This is a genomic window from Orbaceae bacterium BiB (assembly GCA_036251205.1).
Lineage (GTDB): Bacteria > Pseudomonadota > Gammaproteobacteria > Enterobacterales > Orbaceae > Orbus > Orbus mooreae.
The window spans coordinates 2,273,892-2,297,862 of sequence record CP133958.1; the positions used below are offsets into that span (position 1 = coordinate 2,273,892).

Annotated in this window: 19 protein-coding genes and 1 tRNA gene; 14 read left to right on the plus strand and 6 right to left on the minus strand. The window is 35.1% G+C overall.

Going from position 1 to position 23,971, the window contains the following annotated elements:
* Window positions 1-754: 754 nt before the first annotated feature.
* A tRNA-Phe gene (locus RHO11_10765) sits at window positions 755-830 on the minus strand.
* Between the two features lie 191 nt (window positions 831-1,021).
* Between RHO11_10765 and RHO11_10770 the strand changes: the two genes are divergently transcribed.
* From RHO11_10770 to groL, 3 genes are all read left to right on the plus strand, one after another.
* On the plus strand, window positions 1,022-1,462 hold the full coding sequence (locus tag RHO11_10770; protein WVD60959.1) for an FxsA family protein: 441 nt from the start codon (window positions 1,022-1,024) through the stop codon (window positions 1,460-1,462).
* Window positions 1,463-1,614: 152 nt separating this feature from the next.
* On the plus strand, window positions 1,615-1,908 hold the full coding sequence (locus RHO11_10775) for a co-chaperone GroES (GenBank protein ID WVD60960.1): 294 nt from the start codon (window positions 1,615-1,617) through the stop codon (window positions 1,906-1,908).
* A 35-nt stretch (window positions 1,909-1,943) separates the two neighbouring features.
* Window positions 1,944-3,590, plus strand: a complete 1,647-nt coding sequence (gene groL, locus RHO11_10780) for a chaperonin GroEL (GenBank protein WVD60961.1) — start codon at window positions 1,944-1,946, stop codon at window positions 3,588-3,590.
* A 396-nt stretch (window positions 3,591-3,986) separates the two neighbouring features.
* Here groL and RHO11_10785 read toward each other — a convergent pair whose 3' ends face one another.
* Window positions 3,987-5,492: an MFS transporter gene (locus tag RHO11_10785; protein WVD60962.1), complete on the minus strand. Its 1,506-nt coding sequence runs from the start codon at window positions 5,490-5,492 to the stop codon at window positions 3,987-3,989.
* Between the two features lie 322 nt (window positions 5,493-5,814).
* Here RHO11_10785 and RHO11_10790 point away from each other — a divergent pair, with 322 nt between their 5' ends.
* The 6 genes from RHO11_10790 to RHO11_10815 are packed head-to-tail and all read left to right on the plus strand — an operon-like array spanning window position 5,815 to window position 14,083.
* Entirely contained in the window at window positions 5,815-7,374 is a 1,560-nt protein-coding gene (locus RHO11_10790; GenBank protein WVD60963.1) for an oligogalacturonate-specific porin KdgM family protein, read from the plus strand.
* Between the two features lie 33 nt (window positions 7,375-7,407).
* Entirely contained in the window at window positions 7,408-8,502 is a 1,095-nt protein-coding gene (locus RHO11_10795) for a pectinesterase family protein (GenBank protein ID WVD60964.1), read from the plus strand.
* An 11-nt stretch (window positions 8,503-8,513) separates the two neighbouring features.
* On the plus strand, window positions 8,514-10,139 hold the full coding sequence (locus RHO11_10800; GenBank protein ID WVD60965.1) for a hypothetical protein: 1,626 nt from the start codon (window positions 8,514-8,516) through the stop codon (window positions 10,137-10,139).
* On the plus strand, window positions 10,136-11,296 hold the full coding sequence (locus tag RHO11_10805; protein ID WVD60966.1) for a hypothetical protein: 1,161 nt from the start codon (window positions 10,136-10,138) through the stop codon (window positions 11,294-11,296). The genes RHO11_10800 and RHO11_10805 overlap by 4 nt, the downstream gene beginning before the upstream one ends.
* 43 nt (window positions 11,297-11,339) lie before the next feature.
* On the plus strand, window positions 11,340-11,831 hold the full coding sequence (locus tag RHO11_10810) for a discoidin domain-containing protein (GenBank protein WVD60967.1): 492 nt from the start codon (window positions 11,340-11,342) through the stop codon (window positions 11,829-11,831).
* A 17-nt stretch (window positions 11,832-11,848) separates the two neighbouring features.
* Window positions 11,849-14,083: a hypothetical protein gene (locus RHO11_10815; protein WVD60968.1), complete on the plus strand. Its 2,235-nt coding sequence runs from the start codon at window positions 11,849-11,851 to the stop codon at window positions 14,081-14,083.
* Between the two features lie 412 nt (window positions 14,084-14,495).
* Here the strand turns inward: RHO11_10815 and RHO11_10820 are convergent, their stop codons facing one another.
* Window positions 14,496-15,131: an RpiB/LacA/LacB family sugar-phosphate isomerase gene (locus tag RHO11_10820; GenBank protein ID WVD60969.1), complete on the minus strand. Its 636-nt coding sequence runs from the start codon at window positions 15,129-15,131 to the stop codon at window positions 14,496-14,498.
* Between the two features lie 256 nt (window positions 15,132-15,387).
* Between RHO11_10820 and RHO11_10825 the strand changes: the two genes are divergently transcribed.
* The 4 genes from RHO11_10825 to kdgR all read left to right on the plus strand — a co-directional run bounded on the left by RHO11_10825 (window position 15,388) and on the right by kdgR (window position 18,732).
* Entirely contained in the window at window positions 15,388-16,560 is a 1,173-nt protein-coding gene (locus tag RHO11_10825) for an oligogalacturonate lyase family protein (GenBank protein WVD60970.1), read from the plus strand.
* Between the two features lie 62 nt (window positions 16,561-16,622).
* Window positions 16,623-17,423 (plus strand): gluconate 5-dehydrogenase, encoded by an 801-nt coding sequence (locus tag RHO11_10830; GenBank protein ID WVD60971.1) that lies wholly within the window; start codon window positions 16,623-16,625, stop codon window positions 17,421-17,423.
* A gap of 96 nt (window positions 17,424-17,519) precedes the next feature.
* Window positions 17,520-17,840 (plus strand): cupin domain-containing protein, encoded by a 321-nt coding sequence (locus RHO11_10835; GenBank protein WVD60972.1) that lies wholly within the window; start codon window positions 17,520-17,522, stop codon window positions 17,838-17,840.
* A 115-nt stretch (window positions 17,841-17,955) separates the two neighbouring features.
* A complete protein-coding gene (gene kdgR / locus RHO11_10840) occupies window positions 17,956-18,732 on the plus strand; it encodes a DNA-binding transcriptional regulator KdgR (protein WVD60973.1) in 777 nt (258 codons plus the stop codon).
* Window positions 18,733-19,100: 368 nt separating this feature from the next.
* Here the strand turns inward: kdgR and RHO11_10845 are convergent, their stop codons facing one another.
* Window positions 19,101-20,000 carry an IS3 family transposase gene (locus RHO11_10845; GenBank protein ID WVD62892.1) on the minus strand — a complete coding sequence of 300 codons (900 nt, stop codon included), beginning with the start codon at window positions 19,998-20,000 and terminating at the stop codon, window positions 19,101-19,103.
* Window positions 19,946-20,245: a transposase gene (locus RHO11_10850; GenBank protein WVD60974.1), complete on the minus strand. Its 300-nt coding sequence runs from the start codon at window positions 20,243-20,245 to the stop codon at window positions 19,946-19,948. The genes RHO11_10845 and RHO11_10850 overlap by 55 nt, the downstream gene beginning before the upstream one ends.
* A 246-nt stretch (window positions 20,246-20,491) precedes the next feature.
* Between RHO11_10850 and ubiA the strand changes: the two genes are divergently transcribed.
* Window positions 20,492-21,355 (plus strand): 4-hydroxybenzoate octaprenyltransferase, encoded by an 864-nt coding sequence (gene ubiA, locus RHO11_10855; GenBank protein ID WVD60975.1) that lies wholly within the window; start codon window positions 20,492-20,494, stop codon window positions 21,353-21,355.
* On the opposite strand, the gene plsB is transcribed toward ubiA, so the two are convergent.
* A complete protein-coding gene (plsB, locus tag RHO11_10860) occupies window positions 21,352-23,781 on the minus strand; it encodes a glycerol-3-phosphate 1-O-acyltransferase PlsB (protein ID WVD60976.1) in 2,430 nt (809 codons plus the stop codon). The genes ubiA and plsB overlap by 4 nt on opposite strands.
* Window positions 23,782-23,971: the final 190 nt, after the last annotated feature.

A 23,971-nucleotide genomic window follows, 5' to 3' on the forward strand; every position in this document is an offset into this window, starting at 1 on the left:
TCATGAGATAAGGAGGATTAATAAAAAAATATTAAAAAAGGGATAATTATAATTATGGGATAATGAATAGATAGCATGAGGTTGCATTAGAATAAGATGATAAATACAAAAGATCTCAATAAAAATACGACCATCAATGTGAGAATATTCGTATTAAAGTCCCTTAATAATAGACTAAGGTAAATGAAATGAAATTAAACCTGAATGTTAATATGATCAAATATTAAACAGTGAAATCTAAGAGGGGGGAATTTATCATACAATTTGCCGTTTACTTTCTTATAGGCGTGAGACACCGGTTTTTTTCTTATAGAAGAAAAAAACTCATTATGTCCATCGAGTGGATTTTAAAAAAATTAACAGGTGCTCCTCTTCAATGTTTAAATTTAAAAGCGATAAATTTTCGCTATCCCTAGTTTTAATCACTTCCTCCCAAAGTGTAATATTTATTTTATAAAATGAATGATTAACGACATGACCTCCTTTATATATTTTAATGTATGGACTAAAAATACATTAATCAAGTTATTAAAGTTAAAAATGTGAGTAAAGCCTCAAAAGAGAATAGATAGAAATGGATCTTGGAGCCAAAACTTGCTCGAACCGTTTGGCTCCAATATGGCTCCAAAATTGATCTTGATTTGGGGTAATTCCAGTTGACGTCAGTTGACAAACTAACAACGAGAGAAGCCTTATAGTAAAAAGCTTTAGACATAAAAAAACCTGCTAGAAGCAGGTTCTAAAATTCGGTAAGTGGTGCCCGGACGCGGAATCGAACCACGGACACGGGGATTTTCAATCCCCTGCTCTACCGACTGAGCTATCCGGGCAACAACAGGAGCGTATTAAACACTATCAGCGGGGTTCCGTCAATCCCTTTTATTGATTATTTCATAAATAATTTACTGTTCGCTCAAAAAATAGGTAATTTGATGCAATTTAATATTTCCTTAAGCATTTTATTGAAAAATACGAAATAGACCTCATTATATAAAAGATAACTTATAGAAGGATTGGTGATATGCGTTGGCGATTTTTATTAATTTTCTTTGTCTATCTCTACTTAGAAATCAGTGTGTTTGTTGCCGTTGCTAATGCGATTGGTGTTTTATTGGCATTACTAGCCATTATTGTGATCTCTGTAGCAGGGCTATCACTGGTTAAATCTCAAGGATTGAAAAATTTGGCATCGATGCAACAAAAAATGAGTCTTAATGAGAATCCAACCAATGAATTAGTTAAAAGTGTATCATTACTTTTAGCGGGGTTCTTACTCTTAGTTCCAGGTTTTCTTAGTGCCATTTTAGGTGCGCTTTTGTTATTACCGCCTGTGCAACAATTTTTTGTAAAACGGATTGTGCCTAAAATGAATATTAAAACATATAGTTATCGTTCTTCTCAGAATGCGAGTAATGATAATGAAATTATTGAGGGGACATTTAAGGATAAAACTGATGAATAAATAATCAGTTAGATTTTTTTTAATTATGTTCACTTGAAGTATATAAAAGTAACCCCATTTAGTAGACACCATAACATAAAATATCTTATATTTTATGATTTTAACTTAGTTGTGTATAAACTTAATTAAAAATTAGTGTAGGAGAATATCTAATGAAAATTCGTCCATTGCATGATCGTGTGATCATCAAACGTAAAGAAGTTGAATCAAAATCAGCTGGTGGAATTGTATTAACTGGTTCTGCTGCAGGTAAATCTACTCGAGGTGAGGTTTTAGCTGTTGGTAATGGTCGTATTTTAGAAAATGGTCAAGTTCAACCATTAGATGTCAAAGTTGGTGATATCGTCATTTTTAATGAAGGCTATGGTGTTAAGACTGAAAAAATTGATAACGAAGAAGTTTTAATCTTATCTGAAAACGATATTTTAGCGATTGTTCAGGCATAATTAAGTAATAGACAGAATTTTAGGAGAATTTAAAAATGGCAGCTAAAGATGTAAAATTTGGTAGTGATGCGCGTGTTAAAATGCTTCAAGGTGTAAATATCCTTGCAGATGCTGTTAAAGTAACTTTAGGACCAAAAGGTCGTAACGTTGTATTAGATAAATCATTTGGTGCGCCAGTAATCACTAAAGATGGTGTTTCTGTTGCTCGTGAAATCGAATTAGAAGATAAATTCGAAAATATGGGTGCACAAATGGTGAAAGAAGTCGCATCTAAAGCGAATGATGCTGCGGGAGACGGTACAACTACGGCAACAGTTTTAGCGCAAGCAATCGTAAACGAAGGTTTAAAAGCAGTTGCAGCTGGAATGAATCCAATGGATTTAAAACGTGGTATTGATAAAGCTGTTATTGCAGCGGTTGCTGAGCTTAAAAAATTATCTTCACCATGTTCTGACTCTAAAGCTATCGCACAAGTAGGTACAATTTCTGCAAACTCTGATGAAACCGTAGGTACTTTAATTGCACAAGCAATGGAAAAAGTTGGTAAAGAAGGTGTTATCACTGTTGAAGATGGTACAGGTTTACAAGATGAATTAGATGTTGTTGAAGGGATGCAGTTTGATCGTGGTTACTTATCACCATACTTTATTAACAAACCGGAAACCGCAACAGTTGAGTTAGAAAGCCCATATATTCTACTTGTTGACAAAAAAATCTCTAACATCCGTGAGTTACTTTCAGTATTAGAAGCTGTTGCAAAAGTAGGTAAATCTTTATTAATTATTGCTGAAGATGTTGAAGGTGAAGCACTAGCAACATTAGTTGTAAATACTATGCGTGGTATTGTTAAAGTTGCAGCAGTTAAAGCTCCTGGTTTTGGTGATCGTCGTAAAGCGATGTTACAAGATATTGCAATCTTAACAGCTGGTACTGTTATTTCTGAAGAAATTGGTTTAGAACTTGAAAAAGCAACTTTAGAAGACTTAGGTCAAGCAAAACGTGTTGTTATCAATAAAGATAATACAACGATTATCGACGGTATTGGCGATCAAGCATTGATCGAAGCTCGTGTAGCACAAATTCGTGGTCAAATCGAAGAATCAACTTCAGATTACGATAAAGAAAAACTTCAAGAACGTGTTGCTAAATTAGCTGGCGGTGTTGCCGTAATTAAAGTTGGTGCCGCAACTGAAGTTGAAATGAAAGAGAAAAAAGCGCGTGTTGAAGATGCATTACATGCAACTCGTGCAGCGGTTGAAGAAGGTGTTGTTGCTGGTGGTGGTGTTGCTTTAGTTCGTGCTGCAAGTGCAATTACTTCATTAACAGGTGATAACGAAGATCAAAACGTAGGTATTAAAGTTGCATTACGTGCAATGGAAGCACCATTACGTCAAATCGTTACTAACTGTGGTGAAGAAGCTTCTGTTGTTGCGAATTCAGTTAAAGGCGGTAAGGGTAACTACGGTTATAACGCGTCAACTGAAGAGTATGGCGATATGATTGCGATGGGTATCTTAGATCCGACTAAAGTCACGCGTAGTGCTTTACAATACGCAGCATCAATTGCTGGATTAATGATCACAACTGAATGTATGATCACTGACCTACCAAAAGACGATAAAGCTGATATGGCTGGTGCTGGTGGTATGGGCGGCATGGGTGGAATGGGCGGAATGATGTAATCATCATTTAGTTTAATTTCACTAATGAATAAAAAACTCGCTTTTTAGCGAGTTTTTTATTGGGTAATAACTTATGCATTTGATATAAATCGAGCTATTTTTATTACCCTTTATTAATATACTATTATTTTTTTTGATGAACGTATTTTATAAAAGAACTTAAATATTATCAATAGAATATTATTGTTTCGTAAACTATTTCACATTAGGCTTTCCCAATCATATTAAACTCACATAAAGAGATCTTGTATCGCGATATAATGGTTAATCTTATTATAGCCTTAAAGATTCAGATAATAATGGTGGTCAGTGCACAATAAGAATAACCCCATCTAACTATTGCTGTTTGATGGGGGTTTAAAAGGTTATTTAGTGATGGATTTATATAAAATGTCTTTATTTATGTGATTTAAATCCAACATTATTATTACCGAAACAGGTGTCATAATTAAAGCCAGTTAATTCTTTAACCAATTTTCTAATTTCTGGAGTAGCATCTTGTTTACTACCACCATTTTTTAATCGATCAAGTTCTGCGATGATTTGAGCATGAGTAGATTTATCTAATTTCATTCGATAAGTGAAGAAGATACTTACTATGGCCATACCACAGACACCGAAAAGCATTACACCATTAATGGCACTGATGGCACTGTCTGGCTGCGCATCATGCGTTCCTGATTGAAAACCATAATAGCTCAACACGATACCAAGAATAAAAACAACGGTCGCTCGCATCAGTTTTCCAGCCATTGTCATTGCTCCTGCATAGATTCCTTCGCGACGTCTTCCCGTAAGTACTTCATCGATATCCGCTAAAAATGTATAAACGCTCCATGGAATATAGTAAACACCACCAGTCCCTAATCCAAACCAAATGGTAATTGCGATCACAAGCCAAGTAATATGTGGCATATTGAAATAAAATATACCGACATAACCAATAACTGACGAAATAACGATTAAAATCGCTAGGATGAATGGGCGTTTAAAACCGAATTTTGCACACCATATCATGAAAAGTGCTGTTGAAATAAGCTGACATATACTACTGAGTGAGTTCATTTCTGAAACAAATGTTCTTGGTTGACCTAAATTGAATACAATAAAATAGGTAAATGTAGCAGCAAAAAGCCATTCAGCACCAAACCCAAAAAGATACATACCTAAATGGTTTCTAAATGTTTTTAGCCTAAATGTTGAGTAGACATCCAAGAAGAGTTTTTTAATTCCTTCAATCAATCCCGTTGTTGACTCATCTTCCACTTCATCTGCGGCTTTTTCCCAACTATTACAATAAAGCAGGATAAGTGCGATCACCATAATTGTTGCATAAGTAATACCGGTGAAAAGGAAGGGGGTTGGAGAGTCTTTACCACTAAAAGCATAAAAGAATATGCCTGGAATCGCTGCCGCTAAAAAGTTAGCTACTTTACCAAACATCGCTTTAGAACCCGCTAGATAAGTCCTTTGATCAAAATTTTTCGTCATTTCAACCGGTAAGGTATTATAAGGGATCATAATCATGGTATAGATTAATTCAAACAAAATATATGTTGTAAGGTAATACCAAAAGTTCATCCCGTTGACCCAAAGTAATGGGTAAACAATCATACAGGGAATAGCGAGTAAGATGAAAAAACGTCGGCGACCGAAACGGCGACCAAGTTTAGTTTGATTAAAATTATCTGTTATAAAGCCCATTAATGGATTTAAGATAACGTCTAAATAAGTGGCAATAGAAAAAATAAGAGTGGCTTCAAAAACAGAGAGTCCACAAAACGTTGTGTAAAAATAAAGAAGCCATGCCGCACTGATTGCCAGAGCCCCACTACCAATTAAATTACCGCTACCGTACGAAAATCTATTTAAGAACGTTATTTTTCTTGTATCGTCATTCATATCTTTAGCCTTTATAAAATTTAAATATTAAAATGCAGTTTTAAAAATATTATTTAAAAGATACTAAAATTTATTAATTGGTGTTAATAACTTTTTATAAAAGTGTGATGCAGCTCTCTTTTTATTTAGTATAGAGATAAAAACTCATACAATTTTAGGCGTTTTAAAAATTGGATTTAAAATAAAAATATATATTTTTCAAATTGTTAATTAATCAGTAATGTATTTTTTTATAATTTGTGATCTTCTTAACAGATATTTTTTTAAAATAAAATAAAAATATGAAACAACGGTTCATTAAAAATAATCAAAAGGAATAGGAATGTATTGCAAGTTGAGAAAAATGTCTTACTGTATTGTTGTTTATTCACTTTCATTATCTGTTTATGCAGGGCAAACGACTTTCCAATACGAGCACAATTGGAAATCAATGGATAGGAAGCATGCAGAAACCTTAAAACTGATCCATAAAGATGATAATAATTGGCAATACGAATTTAAATTTAGTGCTGCCAGTGGCGGGGGGAGTAACCGCGATGTTTTGTATGACGATATGCAAGGGGGATCGGGAGGAGTGGTTATTCAACGGACTTATACTCTTCCTAATAAATGGGGTTCAATTATTCCCTCTTTTGAACTCGGGTTCAGTAAAGATTCAACCTTATTCCAGCCTGGATTAAAATATAGTTATCGCATTAATGATGATTGGTCAACCAGTTTACGTTATCGATATGAGTGGAAAAAAATATCACAATCAGAACGTTATAAAGTAGCCAAAATAGCTGGAAATCAAGTTGAATATATTGCTAATGGTGATGCTGGACGACATCGTATTGATTGGGCGTTAAATTATTCGGGGATTAAAGCCCTTGGTCTATCTTATACTTTCAATTACTATGTCGGTGATTACACCAATACTTCATACAAAGTTGTTGCCGGTCGCTTAGTGAAAAATGAATATTTAGCTTATAACAATAAAAAAACCGATTATGAGCAAGAATTTAAAATGACCTGGCACTACTCTAAAAAAATAAAACCTTATTTGTCTATTTCAGATGTTTCAAAAAGTAAAACAAATGATACACGACAGGCAAAATTTAAAGTCGGCTTTAATTATCTATTCGGCAATCAAGGTAAGTCTGGCGCAGATATGGTTTATAAAACCTATTTCAAATATGCTCATTCTTATGGCTCAAGTTCACATTACCATGGTGATAATTTTGGTTTATATGTGGATTTTGATAAAAATGCTTATGTCGGTATGAATATCGATATCTATAATCAATTAAAAAATAAAATTTTCTTTGATGATGTCGTTTCAAATTATTATCAAATATACGGTGGGTATCATTTCTATCTAACGGATCAGTTGGTATTAACACCAAATATGGAGCTGAGATTTTATTCTGGTGGTGGATATAAAGCAAAGAGTCAGGATAACTTACCTCGTTATCAGGTCGGTGATGTTAGTGATTCACAGCGCCCAGGTGCTAGATATACGCCAGGTTTAAAATTAACGTGGTTAACTCATGATAATCTAGCTTTTTATACTCAGTATCGTTATGAGTTCCGTAAAATTTCGCGTAACAAGCGAGAAGATCCTATCCAAGGATATGTCGGTAATACATCTCGTAACCGCTTTGATCTTGGCGCTAATTGGAATCTATTAGATGACTGGAGCGTGGGTTACCAATTCTCGTATTTTAAAGGCAATTACGTTCTCCAAAATGATAAAAAGCATGATTATCAACAGGAGATGAATATTAATTGGCAATTAGCTCATGATTGGCAAATTAATTTTGTAGCTGAAGATGTGGCAAAAAGTCTCAATAATGATTCTAGAGAAGCAAAATTGAAACTTGGATTCACCTATTTATTTTAATGAGTCTATTTTAACGCATGGAGTATGAGTGACATGAAAAAAAGATTATTTCTGTTGATTGTCTTAATCGGATCTCCATGTTTTGCTAAAAGTTATGATCTCATCGTAAGTCAATATCCTCTCGCTGGGGAGCTCAAGACGATTAATGAGGCATTATTGGTTGCAGACCAACGGGCAAACAAAAATACGTTATTTACTATTTTTATTAAAAATGGCATTTATCATGAAAAAATTAATATTAAGACGCCCAATATTTGGTTAATTGGCGAAGATCAGAATAAAACCGTTATAGAGTACAATTTAGCCGCCGGGATGTTAGATAAAGAGGGTAAAAAGATCGGTACAACAGGTTCGGCAATTTTTATTGTAAGTCAGTCGGGAATCATTATCAGTCATTTGACGATCAAAAATAGTTTTGATTATCCCGCTAATCAAGCGTTATCAAAAACTGACCCTAAACGGCTGGCTGATACGCAAGCGGTTACCGTACTCATCAATAGCAACAGTGATCGGGTGCACTTTAATAAAGTGACATTAATGGGATATCAAGACACGCTTTATGTAAAAGATAATAGTCGGAGTTATTTTACTCAATCAACTATCTCGGGTCATATCGATTTTATCTTTGGTGGCGGCACTACGATGATTAATGACTGTGAATTGATTGCCCGAACTCGCTATGATACTCCGGAGACATATGGTTATCTCACTGCTCCGAGTACCAATATAAGCCAGCCTTATGGATTAATCATTATCAATAGCCGCCTAACAAAAGAAAAAGATGTTCCCGCCAATAGCTTTGCTTTGGGTCGACCATGGCATCCAACGACAACATTTGCTGATGGTCGATATTCTGATCCAAATGCGATTGGCTCAAGCGTTTTTATAAATAATCAGATAGATGATCATATTTATGGATGGGACAAAATGTCAGGTCGGGATATTGAGGGACAACAGATCTGGTTTTTACCTCAAGACAGCCGTTTTTATGAGTTTAATAATCAGGGTAGAGGGGCCAGAATAATCAATAACGCCTATATCATAACCGAAGAACTCGCTGCTCACTATGCCATCGAAAATGTTTTTAGTGATTGGCCAAACCAATTCCTCAATCCCACAACACATTAGGTTATATCATTATGTTAACTTTAAAACGTGAGAATAAGATGATGAAAAAATTAGTTATTTTTTCTTTCTTGATGCTGTTTTCCATACCGAACGTATTGGCAGCAACACTATTACAAGGGTATGTTTATACTACTAACCCTGTTGCTCATTCGCTCGTTGTTGTTCGTGATTCACTCAATAATACCTTGATAACAGAGACTGATGAGCAGGGGTTTTATCAATTGGATATTACTGACTTCGTTGCTCCCTTGATCGTATCCTCAGATAATAATAAGTTAACACCTATGAGCTATCAAGAGAACCAAGATAGTGCAACTCACCGAGTTGCTTCATTTATCAATACTCTACAGCCGAATCAAATTAATACCGTTAATCTCAACTCTTTTACTGATTACTTGCTAAGCGAATTAGCTATTGAATTAGATTATATTGGTCCAGAACAGCTGATTCGGAAAGGTTTAAATCATCCTGTCAGTAATCAGATTTTAGATAATATTACCCAACGTTTTCATCAAATTTTTGATGATTCTCTCCAACAAGTTGGTATCAATCCTCAACACTTTGATCCAATGAGTACGATTGATATGAGAACTAACCTACTATTAGCATTAATATTACATAATCGTAGTTATGACTCTCAACGGGGTGAAATCGGTCGAACGGTATTATTTGATATGCGTTTTAGACCGATTACTGAACAGATGCCGTTTGATTTTAATCAAGCAACCCGTGATAAAAATGGCAATATAAAGGCTGAAAAACGACTCTTTATTGTTAGCGATTCTACTGCGGCAAATTATGACCGAAAAGTTTATCCTCGTATGGGCTGGGGACAGGTGCTTGAGCAGTTTATTACTGAAGATAGAACCATGGTGGTCATAAATGGTGCTCAATCCGGACGTTCTAGTCGAAGTTTCTATAATGAAGGATGGTTTAATTTAATGGCACCTTTTATGCAAAAAGGGGACTATCTCATTATCGCATTTGGGCATAATGATGAAAAATGTGATAGTAGCAAATCTGAGCGAGGGCGGGTGGACGTTATGAACTTATGCACTTATCCAAATGATGCGGAGCAGAATAAACAGTATCCTGATGGACGAGAAGATATGTCTTTCCAAACATCATTAGAACGTTATATTGATTTAGCTAAACAAAAAGAGATGGTTCCGATTTTAATGACACCAGTGACTCGGTTTCGTAATGAAAATAATCATATTGCTTATCAAAATCATGATCTAAAACCTGTTGTTAGTACACACTTTACAACAAATAAGAGCGGATTTCGTTACTGGGGAAATTATTCCGATACAATCAAATATACTGCACAACAAAATGATATTTCACTGATTGATTTAGAACAGTTAAGTATTAATTTTGCTAATCAGCATCAACAAGATTGGCAAGCTTATTGGCTAGTGGTTGATCCTAGTGATAAACGATATCCTTATTATAAAACGCAAACTTCAGGCGTTATTAGTAATCCAGATATTACGCATTTTCAAGAAAAAGGTGCTTTAGCGGTTGCCCAACTTATTGTTGATGCGATTAAAGATAATCCCAATTTAAAGTCATTATCAGTTTTACTCGATCGTCATACCATTAGAGAATCAAACCACGAGGTATTAACAAAATGAACAAAGTGATTGCTATAGGTTTACTTATTTGGGGGGGATATGCCATTAATGTTAATGCCTTATCGCCATCTGTCATTATGCAGCCACAAGCAATGGATGCGGCGCCGGCAAATGGGTTTGGCGGGTATGATGCTAAGAGTGGTATTGGTACTACCGGCGGAATACATGCTAGTAAAGATATGATTTTTGCCGTAAAAACGAAGCAAGAACTCATGGATGCTATCACAATCAATAAAGGTAAGCCAAGAATCATTCAAGTGATAGGTACGATTGATATTAGTGAAAATAGACCTTATCAAAATTTTGCCGATCAAAAATCACGTTCATTAATTAAAATACCGAGTAATACTACTCTTATTGGTGTCGGTGATAATGCAGGATTTATTCACGGTTCATTAATTGTATCGAAAGCACAGAACGTGATTATTCGTAACCTTGCTATTGAAGCCCCTGTTGATGTTGCACCTCATTTTGAAGAGGGTGATGGATGGAATGCGGAATGGGATGGAATCAATATTATTGAGTCCACATATATCTGGATTGATCATGTCTCTTTTACTGATGGTAAATTTACCGATGACCAGTATATACATAAAGATGGCTGGAAATATGTACAACATGATGGATTGCTCGATATCAAACGAGGGAGTGATTTTATCACGGTCTCTTATAGTTTATTTGAAAATCATGATAAAACCATTTTGATTGGTCATAATGACAAAAATGACGCTCAAGATGAAAATAAATTACACATTACTTTCCATCATAATGTATTTGATAATCTTCGTCAGCGTACACCTAGAATTCGATTTGGGAAAGTACACCTATATAACAATGTGTTCACCGGTTCTGTACAAAAATCAGCCACAATTTATCCTTATCTTTACTCAATTGGCTTAGGTGTGAAAAGTAGTGTTATTTCTGAAAATAATCTATTTCATATTCAAGGGCTTACAGATAGCTGTAAAATTGTCAAACAATTTGGTAACAATAACATTCAAGATAGCGGTTCTATCTTTAACGAAATGCCTTTAAGTTGGTCAAAATGCCATTTTGACAATCAAATGAGTTGGTCAATTCCTTATCAATATACGTTAGATGACCCTAATAATTTTCGCTCCAATTACAATCAAAATGTCGGTAATGGCAAGTGGTAATACCATGATCTTTTAATCTCTTTTTAGACTATGAGGAATAAATATGAAACTGTACAAAACCCTATTAACGCTAGCTCTATTAGGTTTATCTATTAATGCCTATAGTATCGATATTAAACGTATTGATGCTTCGAATTATGACCAAAAAAATGGCCATGTTCCAGCGAATCTACTTGATAATAATAATTCCACGAGATGGGCTGCAGCCGGTAAAAATAACTGGCTATTAATAGAATTTAATCATGAAGAGAAAATAGATAATATGGTTATTAATGCTTTTAAATCTAAAGAACGATTCTTGTCATTCTCTCTGTCTTATTCATTAGATAATAAAACTTGGATTACAATTCCCGGCCAATTTCAAACAGCTTCAGTGGATGATAAATTGGGTGAGAAATTTATTTTTTCTAAACCGATTACAGCAAAGTATCTCCGTTTAAATACATTTGGTACTAACTACAATAATTGGAGTGCGATCAATGAGCTAAGTTTTAATAGTTCAGCACAATTGCCTACACAAACGATCACGTTATAGTCATATTAGGAATAAAAATGAAAAAATTATTACAGTACTGCACATTACTCTGCTTTTTCCCGATTAGCGTAGCGTTTGCACAGGAGTGGAAAGCGATTGCGTTTGGTCAATCGACTGATTTAAATTTTGCGTCTCTAATTAAACCAGAGAAAGTTGGCGTAAATAATGTTGCTATTATGGGACAAAATGATTATTTATCACCCAATCAGGTTTATCAATTACCTGAGGATTTCACAATTGAGAGCCGTGGCGGAAAAATTGCCAATTCTCATGACGGCATGACCGTTTTTTATACCGCATTACCAGTTAATCAAACATTTACTCTAGAAAGTGATGTGACGTTAGAACAAATCGGACCTGAAGTTGATGGAAAAACACCTGCTGCACAAGAGGCGGTAGGATTATTTGTTCGAGACGTCATTGGTGTAGCAAGAAGTGACCCTCAACCTGAAGGTTATGAAGAGTTCCCGAATGCCTCAAATATTCTTATGAATGCGCTTATCACACAAAATCAAAAAAATGATGATTTGGTTAAAGTTACGGCTTTAGTGCGAGAAGGCGTTAAAAAAGCGTGGGGTAATGAAGGAATAACGATTAGTAAAACGGGTTATGTTGAAAATGTTAACTATCTTAAAGTTAAGAATATTCATTTAACCATTACCAGAACACCACAAACATTTATTCTGACCATGAAAGATAACGTAACCGGTGACGTCAAACAGTGGTCTATGGATGATTATTCTGGCTTTATCAACCAACAAGATGATACTCAGATTTATGTCGGTTTTTTTGCTTCGCGTAATGCGAAAGCCCGTTTTCAAAACTCATCACTTAAATTAGGTAGTGAAGTTGTTGATTATCAGCAATTGCCTAAAAAAGAACAAGTGAGCACGAAGATTAAACCAACGCTAATTCTCTCTTCCCCTGACGTTGCGTATCAGTCTGACTATACATTACAACTATTTCCGAATACTGACGGTGAATTGGATATAAAAGAGACCCATCAAACGCTCTCTGTATCTGCGGGCGAATTAGTACAATTACCGATTAAACTAGCCGCTGGTGAAAATGTCTTTACCGTTAATTTTAAAACGGCCGAAAATCATAAACAACACAGCTTTACTATCAATTTTATGCCGTCAACTATTGTAAATCTGCTTGATATTACTGCCTCACCGACGGGTAAACCGACCAATCAAGGAACGGCTGAGTCTCCGGTCGATTTCATGACAGCAGTTCAGTCCGTGCAACCAAATGGTGTTATTCGGTTAATGGATGGTATGTATGATGGAATAACGATTCCAGCTTCGTTGAGCGGACTTCCTGAACAACTTAAAACCATTATAGCTATCAATAAACATCAAGCGACTTTTATTAATAATACGTTTAACTTAGATAGTCATTATTGGTCAATTAATAAAGTGATTTTTGATGGCAATGTTGATGGGACAGACAACAAACCCGCTTATTTACGCATATCTGGTAGCCATAATGTGATCAATCAAGTGATTACTCGAAATAACAGTGATACTGGACTTGCGATTTCAGCAAAGAGTAAGAATCGCTTATTTTGGCCATCCTATAATTTGATTCTTAATTCTGACTCTTATAATAATATGGATAAATCGGGTAAAAATGCTGATGGTTTTGCTGCTAAGTTAGGCGTCGGCAAAGGCAACGTTTTTAGAGGATGTATCTCTCACAACAATACTGATGATGGTTGGGATCTCTTTAATAAAATTGAAGACGGTGCGAATGAGCCGGTATTGATTGATAGCTGTGTCTCTTATGCTAATGGGCTACCTTTTTCGAAACCAAATATTGCGAAGGGGAGCATCGGTAATGGGTTCAAATTAGGTGGAGAAGGGCAACCGGTTAACCATAAAATTATTAATTCAATTGCACTGAATAATAATATGGATGGTTTCACTGATAATTTTAATACTGGTTCATATACGATTGAGAATAATATCGCAATTAATAGTGCTCGATATAACTATATTTTAAGAGCTAATCCTTATTCCTTTTTACATCCGGTAGTTGTGTTTAATCATAACTATTCGATTAAAAATAGCTGGGAAAATACCCCGAAAGATTCATTTGGTGGACAAGTTCAAATTCAACAATATGAAGTTTTCACGGATAAAGCGTTATGGAATAATAACCCACAATTCACCATTACGCGTGATGAAAATGGTAATATTATCATACCTAGCGAACTAGCAACGTTAATTGCAAATAAACCTAACTAGTTAACTGATTATTCTTATAAAAGAATTTGGCCTTTGGTGAGTTAGAGATATTTACCAAGGGCTAAATTGTATTTATGCCTATCCCGATACATCAGTATCAAATTTTGACGCTATACTGGCTAACTTTAGTGGCTATTAGCATCATGAATTAAACCGATTTTAATCATCGATTATCATATTTAGTAGCGCTTGAGTTATAAATATTTATCTTTGAATGATGGCAATATTTTGATTGAAGGGAGTATATCTATAGTATGAAAGTTGACAGACTAGTGAAGTTGATCTGATGGCTAATGATTTGAAAAATTAGTAATAGTAGGTAATTGTGTGTGATTTTTTTGATGGGAAAGCGATTCCCCTTAACGTGGGTTTAAATACAATCAAGCTAAGGGGAAAGTACTGGCAACTTAAATTATTTTAGCAGACCTTTGATATAATCAGTCAATTGAGTATCTTTACTATTTTTAAAGAAACACTCTTGGAAACGTTTTCCATCTATCGCCTGTTTTAATAAGTCTTGGTCGATAGATTTTAACATCTCAATAAATGGTTTTGATGCCGCTTTTTTCATATCATTTAAAATAACGACATTGGCATTTTGTGATTCGCGGCGCTCTGGTGGATAACCCAATCCTTTTTCACCTTCGAATGCTTTTTCAAACATATAACGTGCATTTAATTCAGCACCCCAGCCAAAACCTTTTGCAAATGCAAGTGCTAAGGCATTCCCGTTATTTACTTGTGCAAAGAGATAAGCATCAGTTGGATCTAAACAGTATCCGCAGTTAACGCCTGGGAACGCATTGAGTGCCATTAATGCGCCTTGACCTGTTCCACATCCAGCGATAACAAAATCAATGGCTTTACTATTTAGTAGAATTGCACCAATAATACCTAAATGAACATAGGTTAAACGATGATCATTATCGCCATCCATACCAACGTTAAATACTGTGTGACCGTGTTTTTCTGTCGCATTTTTTAACTCATTTAAGATAACAGGATTTTTAGCTGCTTGGCTAAATTCATTCATTAAGGCAATTTTCATAATTTATCCTCTAAATTTATTGAAATACTAATGGGTTATACAAGAAAGATGTATTGTCGATAACACTTTTTAAGTTTATTATAAACCCACAAAAAAATATTTCAAATTATTTAACTAAAATAAAACGATGTTTTAATAAAATTAATCATAGTGTGATGTTAATCACAAAATGATGGTTTTTTTTGTATTAATATACTAATAACCAAAGAGTATTGATTTCAATTCTGATTATTTTATTTATTTTTTAGGAGTACTTATGGCAAAGGGAAATCTCATCACATTATCATTTTCATCATTTATCGATGAAGATTCTAAAAATGAAATTATCCGATTAACCCCTAAAGGTGTTTTGTGTCATCGTAACTATTTTTACCAAAAATGTTTTACTAATGATGGACAAAAAATTCTTTTTTCTGGTGAATTTGATAAAAATCGTAACTACTATCTATTAGATATCAAAAATCAATCAGCAAGGCAGCTTACAGAAGGGCCAGGCGATAATACTTTTGGTGGTTTTTTATCGCCAGATGATAAATTTTTATATTACGTTAAAAATGAACGTAATTTACAGCGTGTTGATTTAGAAACTTTAGAAGAAGAGACGATTTATTCGGTTTCAGATGAATGGGTTGGTTATGGTACTTGGGTTGCCAATACTAATTGTACACAAATTGTCGGTATTGAGATCGCTAAAAAGGATTGGACACCGCTTACTGATTGGGAACTATTTAAATCATTTTATAACAAAAATCCGCGTTGCCGTTTGATTAATATTAATATTCAAACTGGTAAAGCAGAGACCGTTATCGATCAAAATGTGTGGTTAGGTCACCCTATTTTCCGCCCATTCCATGATGAAACCATCGCTTTTTGTCATGAAGGACCGCATGATTTAGTTGATGCAAGAATGTGGTTAATTAATCGTGATGGCTCGAATGAACGAAAAGCACATGAACATCAACCTGGTGAAAGTTGTACCCATGAATTTTGGATCCCAAATGGCTCAGGATTAGCTTACGTTTCTTATATGAAAGGACAACAAGAGCGCTATATCCGAATTTATAATCCCGATACGAATAAAGACTCGCAAGTGATGGAGATGCCAGCGTGTTCCCATTTAATGAGTAATTATGATGGTACATTATATATTGGCGATGGCTCTGGTAGCCCTGTTGATGTAAAAGATACTGGTGGTTATAAAATCCAAAATGATCCTTGGTTATACATTTTGACACCCAAAAATAAAGATGTGCATAAGCTGGTTAAGCATAATAGTTCTTGGCGAGTCTTAGATGGCGATCGTCAAGTCACTCATCCCCATCCTTCATTCTCTCCAGATAATCAATATGTATTGTACTCTTGTGATGCTGAGGATGTGCCTGCGTTGTACCTAACCAAAGTTCCTTCTAAGATTTTAGAACAAATGTAACAAAGATAATGAATATGATAAGCAGTGTGTAGTTTGTCATAAATTTACTGGAGAATATAACTATGTCAATTTTAAATAAATTTTCACTTAATAACAAAATAGCACTTGTAACAGGGGCATCTTACGGAATTGGTTTTGAAATTGCAAAATCACTGCATGCCGCTGGTGCTAAAATTGTATTTAATGATCTTGTCCCTGAAAATTTACAAAAAGGATTAGATGCTTATAAAGCGGCGGGAATTGAAGCTCACGGTTATTTATTTGATATTACTGATGAAAATACAGTTAGTAAAGCAATTGCTCAAATTGAAAAAGAGCATGGTGTCATTGATATTTTGGTCAATAATGCCGGAATTATTCAGCGTAAACCGATGTTAGAAACTACCGCTGAAGATTACCGTAAAATTATTGATATCGATTTGACGGGGCAATTTATTATGGCTAAAGCCGTACTGCCTTCGATGATTAAAAAAGGTAGTGGTAAAATTATTAATATCTGTTCGATGATGAGCGAATTAGGTCGTGAAACTGTTGTGGGTTATGCATCTGCAAAAGGCGGCTTAAAAATGTTAACTAAAAATATCTGCTCTGAGTTTGGTCATGCAAATATTCAATGTAATGGTATTGGTCCTGGTTATATTGCCACGCCACAAACTGCACCATTACGTGAAAAACAAGCTGATGGTTCTCGACATCCATTCGATCAGTTTATTATTGCGAAAACACCAGCTGGTCGCTGGGGAACCCCCGATGATTTAGCTGGCGCGGCGGTATTTTTGGCCTCTGATGCGTCAAACTTTGTTAATGGACACATTCTCTATGTCGATGGCGGTATTTTAGCCTATATAGGAAAACAGCCTTAATTAAATTTGGATTATTATTAATTTAAGAGAAAATAGATAACATTTATTGTTTTTTTATTTTCTCTTATTTATTATTTCACTAATAGGGATACGATTATGTTTATTTTTAATGCAGATGTTAAATTAACTGATTTAGGTAATGGTGTTAAACGTAAGATTTTAGCTCATGGCGGCAAGATGATGGCAGTTGAAGTTCATTTTGATAAAGGGGCTGTTGGTACGCTGCATAGCCATCCTCATGAACAATTGACATATGTATTATCTGGTGTATTTGAGTTTACTATTGGCGATGAAACTCATCTTGTACGTGCTGGCGATACACTATATAAACAACCCAATATTCTGCATGGTTGTGTTTGTAAAGAGGCAGGCGTATTGCTTGATACATTTACACCACAGCGGTTAGATTTTTTATAAAATAGCGAATAATTATTGATTGTGGTATAGTTAGAATATTTTATACGGTTCTAATTTTCCCTTATTTATCAGTAGTTAGAACGCTATGCGTTTTCGTCAGGAGGATATACTTGTCATGAATGATAATTCACCAGAATCAGTCGCTTCGGTATTAAAGGTTTTTGGTATTTTAGAAGCCTTATCTGAATCAAAAGAAATTGCGATATCAGAATTATCTAATAAAGTAATGATGCCAAAAAGTACGGCTTATCGTTTTTTGCAAACGATGAAATCATTAGGATATGTTAATCAAGAAGAAGATTCTGATAAGTATTCACTCTCCTTAAGATTGCTTGATTTAGGTAATCGGGTATTAGATCACCAAAATTTCTTAGCTATTGCTGATTTAGAAATGAGAAAGTTGAGAGATAAAACAAAAGAGACTATCCATCTTGCTGTTCGTGAGGATGATCAAGTTATCTATATCAATAAAGTTGCCTCTGAGCAGTATAGCCTTTGCTTAACATCAAAAATTGGTAATCAAGCTAATATGTATGCGAGTGGATTAGGAAAAGTATTACTTGCTTGGTTAGATGAAGAGAGTAAAAATAAAATTGTTGATCGGATTAATTTCGTGCAGTTTACGTCTAAAACAATTATGAGTAAGCAAGCATTCCTTGCTGAACTTGAGCAAGTCAAACAGTGTGGGTATGGTAAAGATGATGAAGAGTCGGAACTTGGTCTACGCTGTTTTGCGGTACCTATTTATAATCGATTAGGTAATATTATTGCCGCGCTAAGTTTATCTACTTCTATTTTCCGTTGTAGCTCACTTGAAGATGAGCAGAAATTAGTTGCTGAGTTACATGCTACATCGGCCAAAATATCAGAGTTGATTGGTCTGAATAAGTAGTGATGTGAGCTGCTTGAAATAAAATAACCAGCTGATGGTGTTAAATCTTGATAGCTGGTTTTTGATTTTAGTGATGGTATGGATGTAATGAGTTTAATATTGAGTTGATAGTTAAAAATCAGTATTAATCTATAAGTTGCTCAGTTAATAATTATAATCAATGTTATCTTATTGAGATCATCAGTGTTCAGGGTGCTAGTATATTTTTAGTTATACACTCTCAAAAATATTTTTGTCATAGCTTAGGTAGATATGTTCGGCTGTTGTATGAATTTTTCTACGCTCAATATGCAATTTCTCTGCTAAGACAAAGGCAAATTTAAATGCGTATCCCAACCTGTAACGGTCAACAAAAATTGGAGAGCTTCTTAGGCAGTTTTTAGTAAATTATGTTCAAATTCTGCTGGTGAAATAAATCCAAGTTTATAATGTCTTCGTTTTTGATTATAAATCGGTTCGATATAATCAATAATATCGCCCATCGCTTGCTCTCTTGTTATATAATCTCGATAATTAATTCTTTCTGATTTTAATGATCTAAAAAATCGTTCAGTAACGGCATTGTCTAAACAATTTCCAGCTCTACTCATACTAAAGGTAATTTGATGATATGATAATAACTGTTGAAATTGTTCACTACGATATTGAATCCCCTGATCACAATGAAATAACGTAGGGCATTCTCCTTTTCGACGCTGTATCGCCATGTTTAGTGCCTTAACTGTCAGTAAACTGTTTGGCTTTTCAGAAAAGGCCCATCCTACAATACGCCTAGAGCATAGGTCCATCACGACAGCCAGATAGAGCCAACCTTGCCTTGACCGAATATAGGTAATATCGCCAGACCAATAGCGATTAATCGTTGCTGGATTAAATTGTCGATTTAAATGATTGGGTGCCAGTAGCGATGATTTACCGCCACGAGGATAGGAATGCTGTTTAGGCCTTTTAGCCACTAGGCCTAATTTTCTCATTAAGCGTCGGACCTTATCTAAACCAAGCTTAAACCCTTTTTTAACCAGTTCAACTAACATTCTTCTTTTTCCATATATACCGTCCATTTCGTTATGAATTGATTTTATGGCAATTTCAAGCCTAGTATTCATTAATTTACATGCGCGATGTTTAATTCGATAATAAAAAGTACTCGGTGCTAATGATAAACACCGACAGATTTGAGCGGTTTCATTTCCTGCCTTCTTCAGTATTAACGCTATTTGTTGCTGCTTGTCATTTCGATGGCGAAGAAGGCTGAAGCCTTTTTTAATAACTGATTATCACTTTGCAACTGCTTAACTTGTTTTTCTAAAGCTTGTATTCGTTTTTGTTCAGCGGTCAGCGCACTACTTTTAGGCGTAATACCTTGTCGTTCTTTTCTATATTGTGTTACCCAACGCCCAATTGATGAAATACTCACATTCATTGTTTTTGCTGCATCTTTATGTGCATAACTATAATTAAGAACGAGCTCTGCACATTCTCGTTTAAATTCACTACTTAGTTGTCTTGTCACGGGGTAATCTCCTTAGTTGATGGTTTATCATACCGCTAAGTATGTCTCCAAGAAAAGTATACCGTTACAAGTTAAGATAAAAGTATAAAGCTGACATTTAAGATGATTTTTTCACTATAATCACCCTATACAGCAATATAATAACGAAAATATTGGCTCATTGATGAGATTAGGCCGTTTAGCTTGACTGATTATAGGTTTCATAAGCTGAGATATTGCTTTATAATTTATAGCATCTGTACCAATATGATAACTAATCTTGATATGAAAAACCGTCTTCTTGCCTACTGTAAATTAATGCGTTTAGATAAGCCAATTGGTACGTTACTCTTACTTTGGCCAACCTTATGGGCTCTGTGGCTTGTTGGTGCTCCCACTATACATCTATTTGTTGTTTTTACGCTCGGCGTATTTTCGATGAGAGCGGCAGGGTGCGTCATTAATGATTTTGCTGACCGAAAGTTTGATGGGTATGTTGAACGGACTAAATTACGGCCTTTAGCGAGTGGACAATTAACTAGTAAAAATGCGTTAGTCGCATTTGCGATTTTAATTTTTATCTCGATTTTGCTATTACTAACACTACCTCCATTAACCTGGCTAATGGCTCTTTTTGCATTTTTGACGACATTACTATATCCATTTATGAAGCGTTTTACCCATCTCCCACAAGTCGTTTTAGGAATTGCTTTTAGTTGGGGAATTCCAATGGTTTATGCCGCAACAAGCGGACAGTTTCCATTGACATGTTGGCTGTTGTGCTTAGCAAATATCTGCTGGACAGTTGCTTATGATACGCAATATGCGATGGTTGATCGCAATGATGATATCAAAATAGGTATTAAATCGACGGCTATTTTATTCGGTAAAAATGATAAATTGTGTATTGGTATATTACAGTTACTTACCCTGATTTTATTACTTAGTGTTGCTATCCTTAATCAGCTATCAGGCGTTTTTTATGCCGCTCTAGCCGTAGCAGCTATTTTATTTATATATCAACAAATATTAATAGCTGCTAGAGCAAGAGAACGCTGTTTTAAAGCTTTTTTAAATAATAACTATGTTGGTTTAGCTATTTTTATTGGCTTTTTTATCAGCTCTTTTTAATGACTTTCCTCAATAGTTTGCAGCACTTGGCTCGCAATCAATGGTTGAAGCGTATCATTCATTAATTTGATTTTATCCAAATTCGCTTCATCTTTATCATCAAGATATCCCTGTTCTCGTAATGCTGATACCAGGGTAGAGAAAACGCCTTTATCAAAGAATTCCGGAGCATTAATCCCGTGTAAAACGGAAAGTCGCTCGGCAATCAAACGGCTCTCTTTCTCCAGTGCTGAGCGACTAATTGTTGGATCTTTTTGTAACAACGAGAAGGATATTGCATAACGTTGTAATGTATCATTTGAACCCGAAGCTAGCACTTGTAACGAGGCCATTTTCAGATAATTTAACGTAATTCGTTCTGGAGTATAGTTGAGTAAGTTAAGATCAGCAAAACTTAGTATAAGTTTATGGACATAATCTTTCAGTTGTTCTTCATCAAAATAGAGGAAAAGATCCGATTTAATTAAAGGATAAAATCTTAAAATTTGTTCAATTAACTCTTGTTCTGATATGCGATTATGTTTCAGTACGATTCGACCAATAATCGATGGAATAATCAGTAAGTGCTGAATGTTATTACGATAGAAAGTCATCAAAACAGCCTGTTCTTGGCTTAGACTGATGATTTCACCCATGTCATCGGCTGTAATAATAAATTTATCCATGGCTTTAGCATGTTCGAAGAGTTCTTCTGCACTTTTATGAGGAACTGTCGAGAGATCTGAATACGGTACATTTCTTAAGATAAAAAGCATATGATCCATATATTCAAGCAAACGCTTTTTAGTGAGCGCTCGTTGTTGCGAGGCCAGTAAAATGGAACAACATAAATTCATGGCATTAACTGCTGCAGATGAATTGATTTTTTCCATAATATTTTTAGCTAATAGGTTAGTCGTTGGTGTTAACCAATTAGGCCTTGCTGTTCCTGTCGGTTCAATGGATTCCCGCCAATCAGGGACATGTTTGTTTAGAAATTGATTCAATGGAATTGGTTGACCAAAATTTACATAACCTAATCCTAATTTCTTTAGTTTAAAGAAAGCCTTAATTGTTTGCCATAGGCTCTCTTTCTTTTTAGCCGCACCACGTAATTCATTGGAATAGGTTGCGACTTCTAATACGTGTTCGTAGCCAATATAAACAGGTACAATCGAAATTGGTCTTGGATTACCGCGTAACAAGGTTTGGATTGTCATCATCAACATACCCGTTTTCGGATCCAGTAATCGTCCTGTGCGTGAGCGGCCACCTTCAATAAAGTATTCAACTGCGTACCCACGGATAAATAGCTCAGCCAAATATTCCCGAAATACTGAAGTATATAGCTTATTTCCTTTAAATGAACGGCGAATAAAAAATGCGCCCAATCGACGGAATATTGGGCCCGCTGGCCAAAAGTTAAGATTGATCCCAGCAGCGATGTGAGGTGGTACTAACCCTTGTCGATATAACACATAGGAAAGCAGTAGATAATCCATATGACTACGGTGGCATGGTGTGTAGACTATTTCATGCCCATTTTGAGCCAGCTCGCGAATTGGATCGGCATTGGTGACTTTTAATCCTTGATATAGACGACTCCAAGCCCAAGTAAGAACATAATCTGTCAGTTTTAAAGCTCGATAAGTAAAATTCGCAGCGATTTCGTTAAGCATGGATAAGGCTTCTTTATTTGCTTTATCGACAGAAATATTTTTACTTTTCGCTTCTTCGTTAATCGCATTTGTTAAAACTGGACCACGTAGTAGCTTATTTAGCATCTGTTGCCTTACTGGTAGCGTTGGTCCTACCGAGGCAGTGCGTTGTTTGGAAAAATGAATTCGAGCTACGCACGATAGTTTTAGCGATAGTTTAGTGACATCTTCTGTATGTGCTGATAATGAGACATTTTTGAATGATACTGTATTAGAAAACCGAGTATAACAGTCTCGACCGGAGAACAGCATTTTGATAAATTTGCGTGTCCCGCCTAAAACTTGTAATGAAAGTTTCTTTTTCCCTTCTTTATCAGGGGCTCGACTAAACATGACCGAAACCGGCAGCATCTGTACATCTAAGAGCGGATCTTGCTGATGAGCTGTAATGTATTGTTTAATAATCTCAATTGATTTATTTTTCTGTTTTTTTGAGGCAAAAATACCGGGCCCTTTATCAATATATAAAAAAGCAGGCAATACCGTTGATGCTGTTTTTATACCATCGAGAGGATCAGGAAGTTGATATTTTTTGCATAGAGAACGAACAACTAACAAGTCGATTTTTGAATTGTAGGGTAATACATATAAAATCGGTTTCGTTTTATCTATATTTAGCTCATCAATCGGATCAGTTGGAATGGATTTACTCTGCACAAAAAATTTAACAGGAATATTAATTATTGAAAAAACGGTTTTATCCCACCAAGACATTGTCCATGTTGACATAGTTTAAATAGCTCAAAAAATTTATAACGATGGCACATGATAACAAAAAAATATTAAAAAAACACGAGCTCGCAAAACAAATGTCTTTTATCGCAAAGAGTCAGTTTATTATCGTTATCATTAAATGATTAAAAACCCCTGTCGGGTTAATATTGCTGGTTTGTTGGCATAATGAAATTTACAATGTTAA

Excerpts from the sequence above, each read along its gene's own strand:
- plsB (WVD60976.1), bottom strand. The coding sequence starts at position 23,781 with ATGTCAACATGGACAATGTCTTGGTGGGATAAAACCGTTTTTTCAATA.
- RHO11_10800 (WVD60965.1), top strand. The coding sequence starts at position 8,514 with ATGTTAACTTTAAAACGTGAGAATAAGATGATGAAAAAATTAGTTATT.
- RHO11_10820 (WVD60969.1), bottom strand. The coding sequence starts at position 15,131 with ATGAAAATTGCCTTAATGAATGAATTTAGCCAAGCAGCTAAAAATCCT.
- RHO11_10835 (WVD60972.1), top strand. The coding sequence starts at position 17,520 with ATGTTTATTTTTAATGCAGATGTTAAATTAACTGATTTAGGTAATGGT.
- RHO11_10805 (WVD60966.1), top strand. The coding sequence starts at position 10,136 with ATGAACAAAGTGATTGCTATAGGTTTACTTATTTGGGGGGGATATGCC.
- RHO11_10770 (WVD60959.1), top strand. The coding sequence starts at position 1,022 with ATGCGTTGGCGATTTTTATTAATTTTCTTTGTCTATCTCTACTTAGAA.
- RHO11_10825 (WVD60970.1), top strand. The coding sequence starts at position 15,388 with ATGGCAAAGGGAAATCTCATCACATTATCATTTTCATCATTTATCGAT.
- RHO11_10830 (WVD60971.1), top strand. The coding sequence starts at position 16,623 with ATGTCAATTTTAAATAAATTTTCACTTAATAACAAAATAGCACTTGTA.
- RHO11_10815 (WVD60968.1), top strand. The coding sequence starts at position 11,849 with ATGAAAAAATTATTACAGTACTGCACATTACTCTGCTTTTTCCCGATT.
- RHO11_10785 (WVD60962.1), bottom strand. The coding sequence starts at position 5,492 with ATGAATGACGATACAAGAAAAATAACGTTCTTAAATAGATTTTCGTAC.
- groL (WVD60961.1), top strand. The coding sequence starts at position 1,944 with ATGGCAGCTAAAGATGTAAAATTTGGTAGTGATGCGCGTGTTAAAATG.
- RHO11_10810 (WVD60967.1), top strand. The coding sequence starts at position 11,340 with ATGAAACTGTACAAAACCCTATTAACGCTAGCTCTATTAGGTTTATCT.
- ubiA (WVD60975.1), top strand. The coding sequence starts at position 20,492 with ATGATAACTAATCTTGATATGAAAAACCGTCTTCTTGCCTACTGTAAA.
- RHO11_10795 (WVD60964.1), top strand. The coding sequence starts at position 7,408 with ATGAAAAAAAGATTATTTCTGTTGATTGTCTTAATCGGATCTCCATGT.
- RHO11_10775 (WVD60960.1), top strand. The coding sequence starts at position 1,615 with ATGAAAATTCGTCCATTGCATGATCGTGTGATCATCAAACGTAAAGAA.
- RHO11_10790 (WVD60963.1), top strand. The coding sequence starts at position 5,815 with ATGTATTGCAAGTTGAGAAAAATGTCTTACTGTATTGTTGTTTATTCA.
- kdgR (WVD60973.1), top strand. The coding sequence starts at position 17,956 with ATGAATGATAATTCACCAGAATCAGTCGCTTCGGTATTAAAGGTTTTT.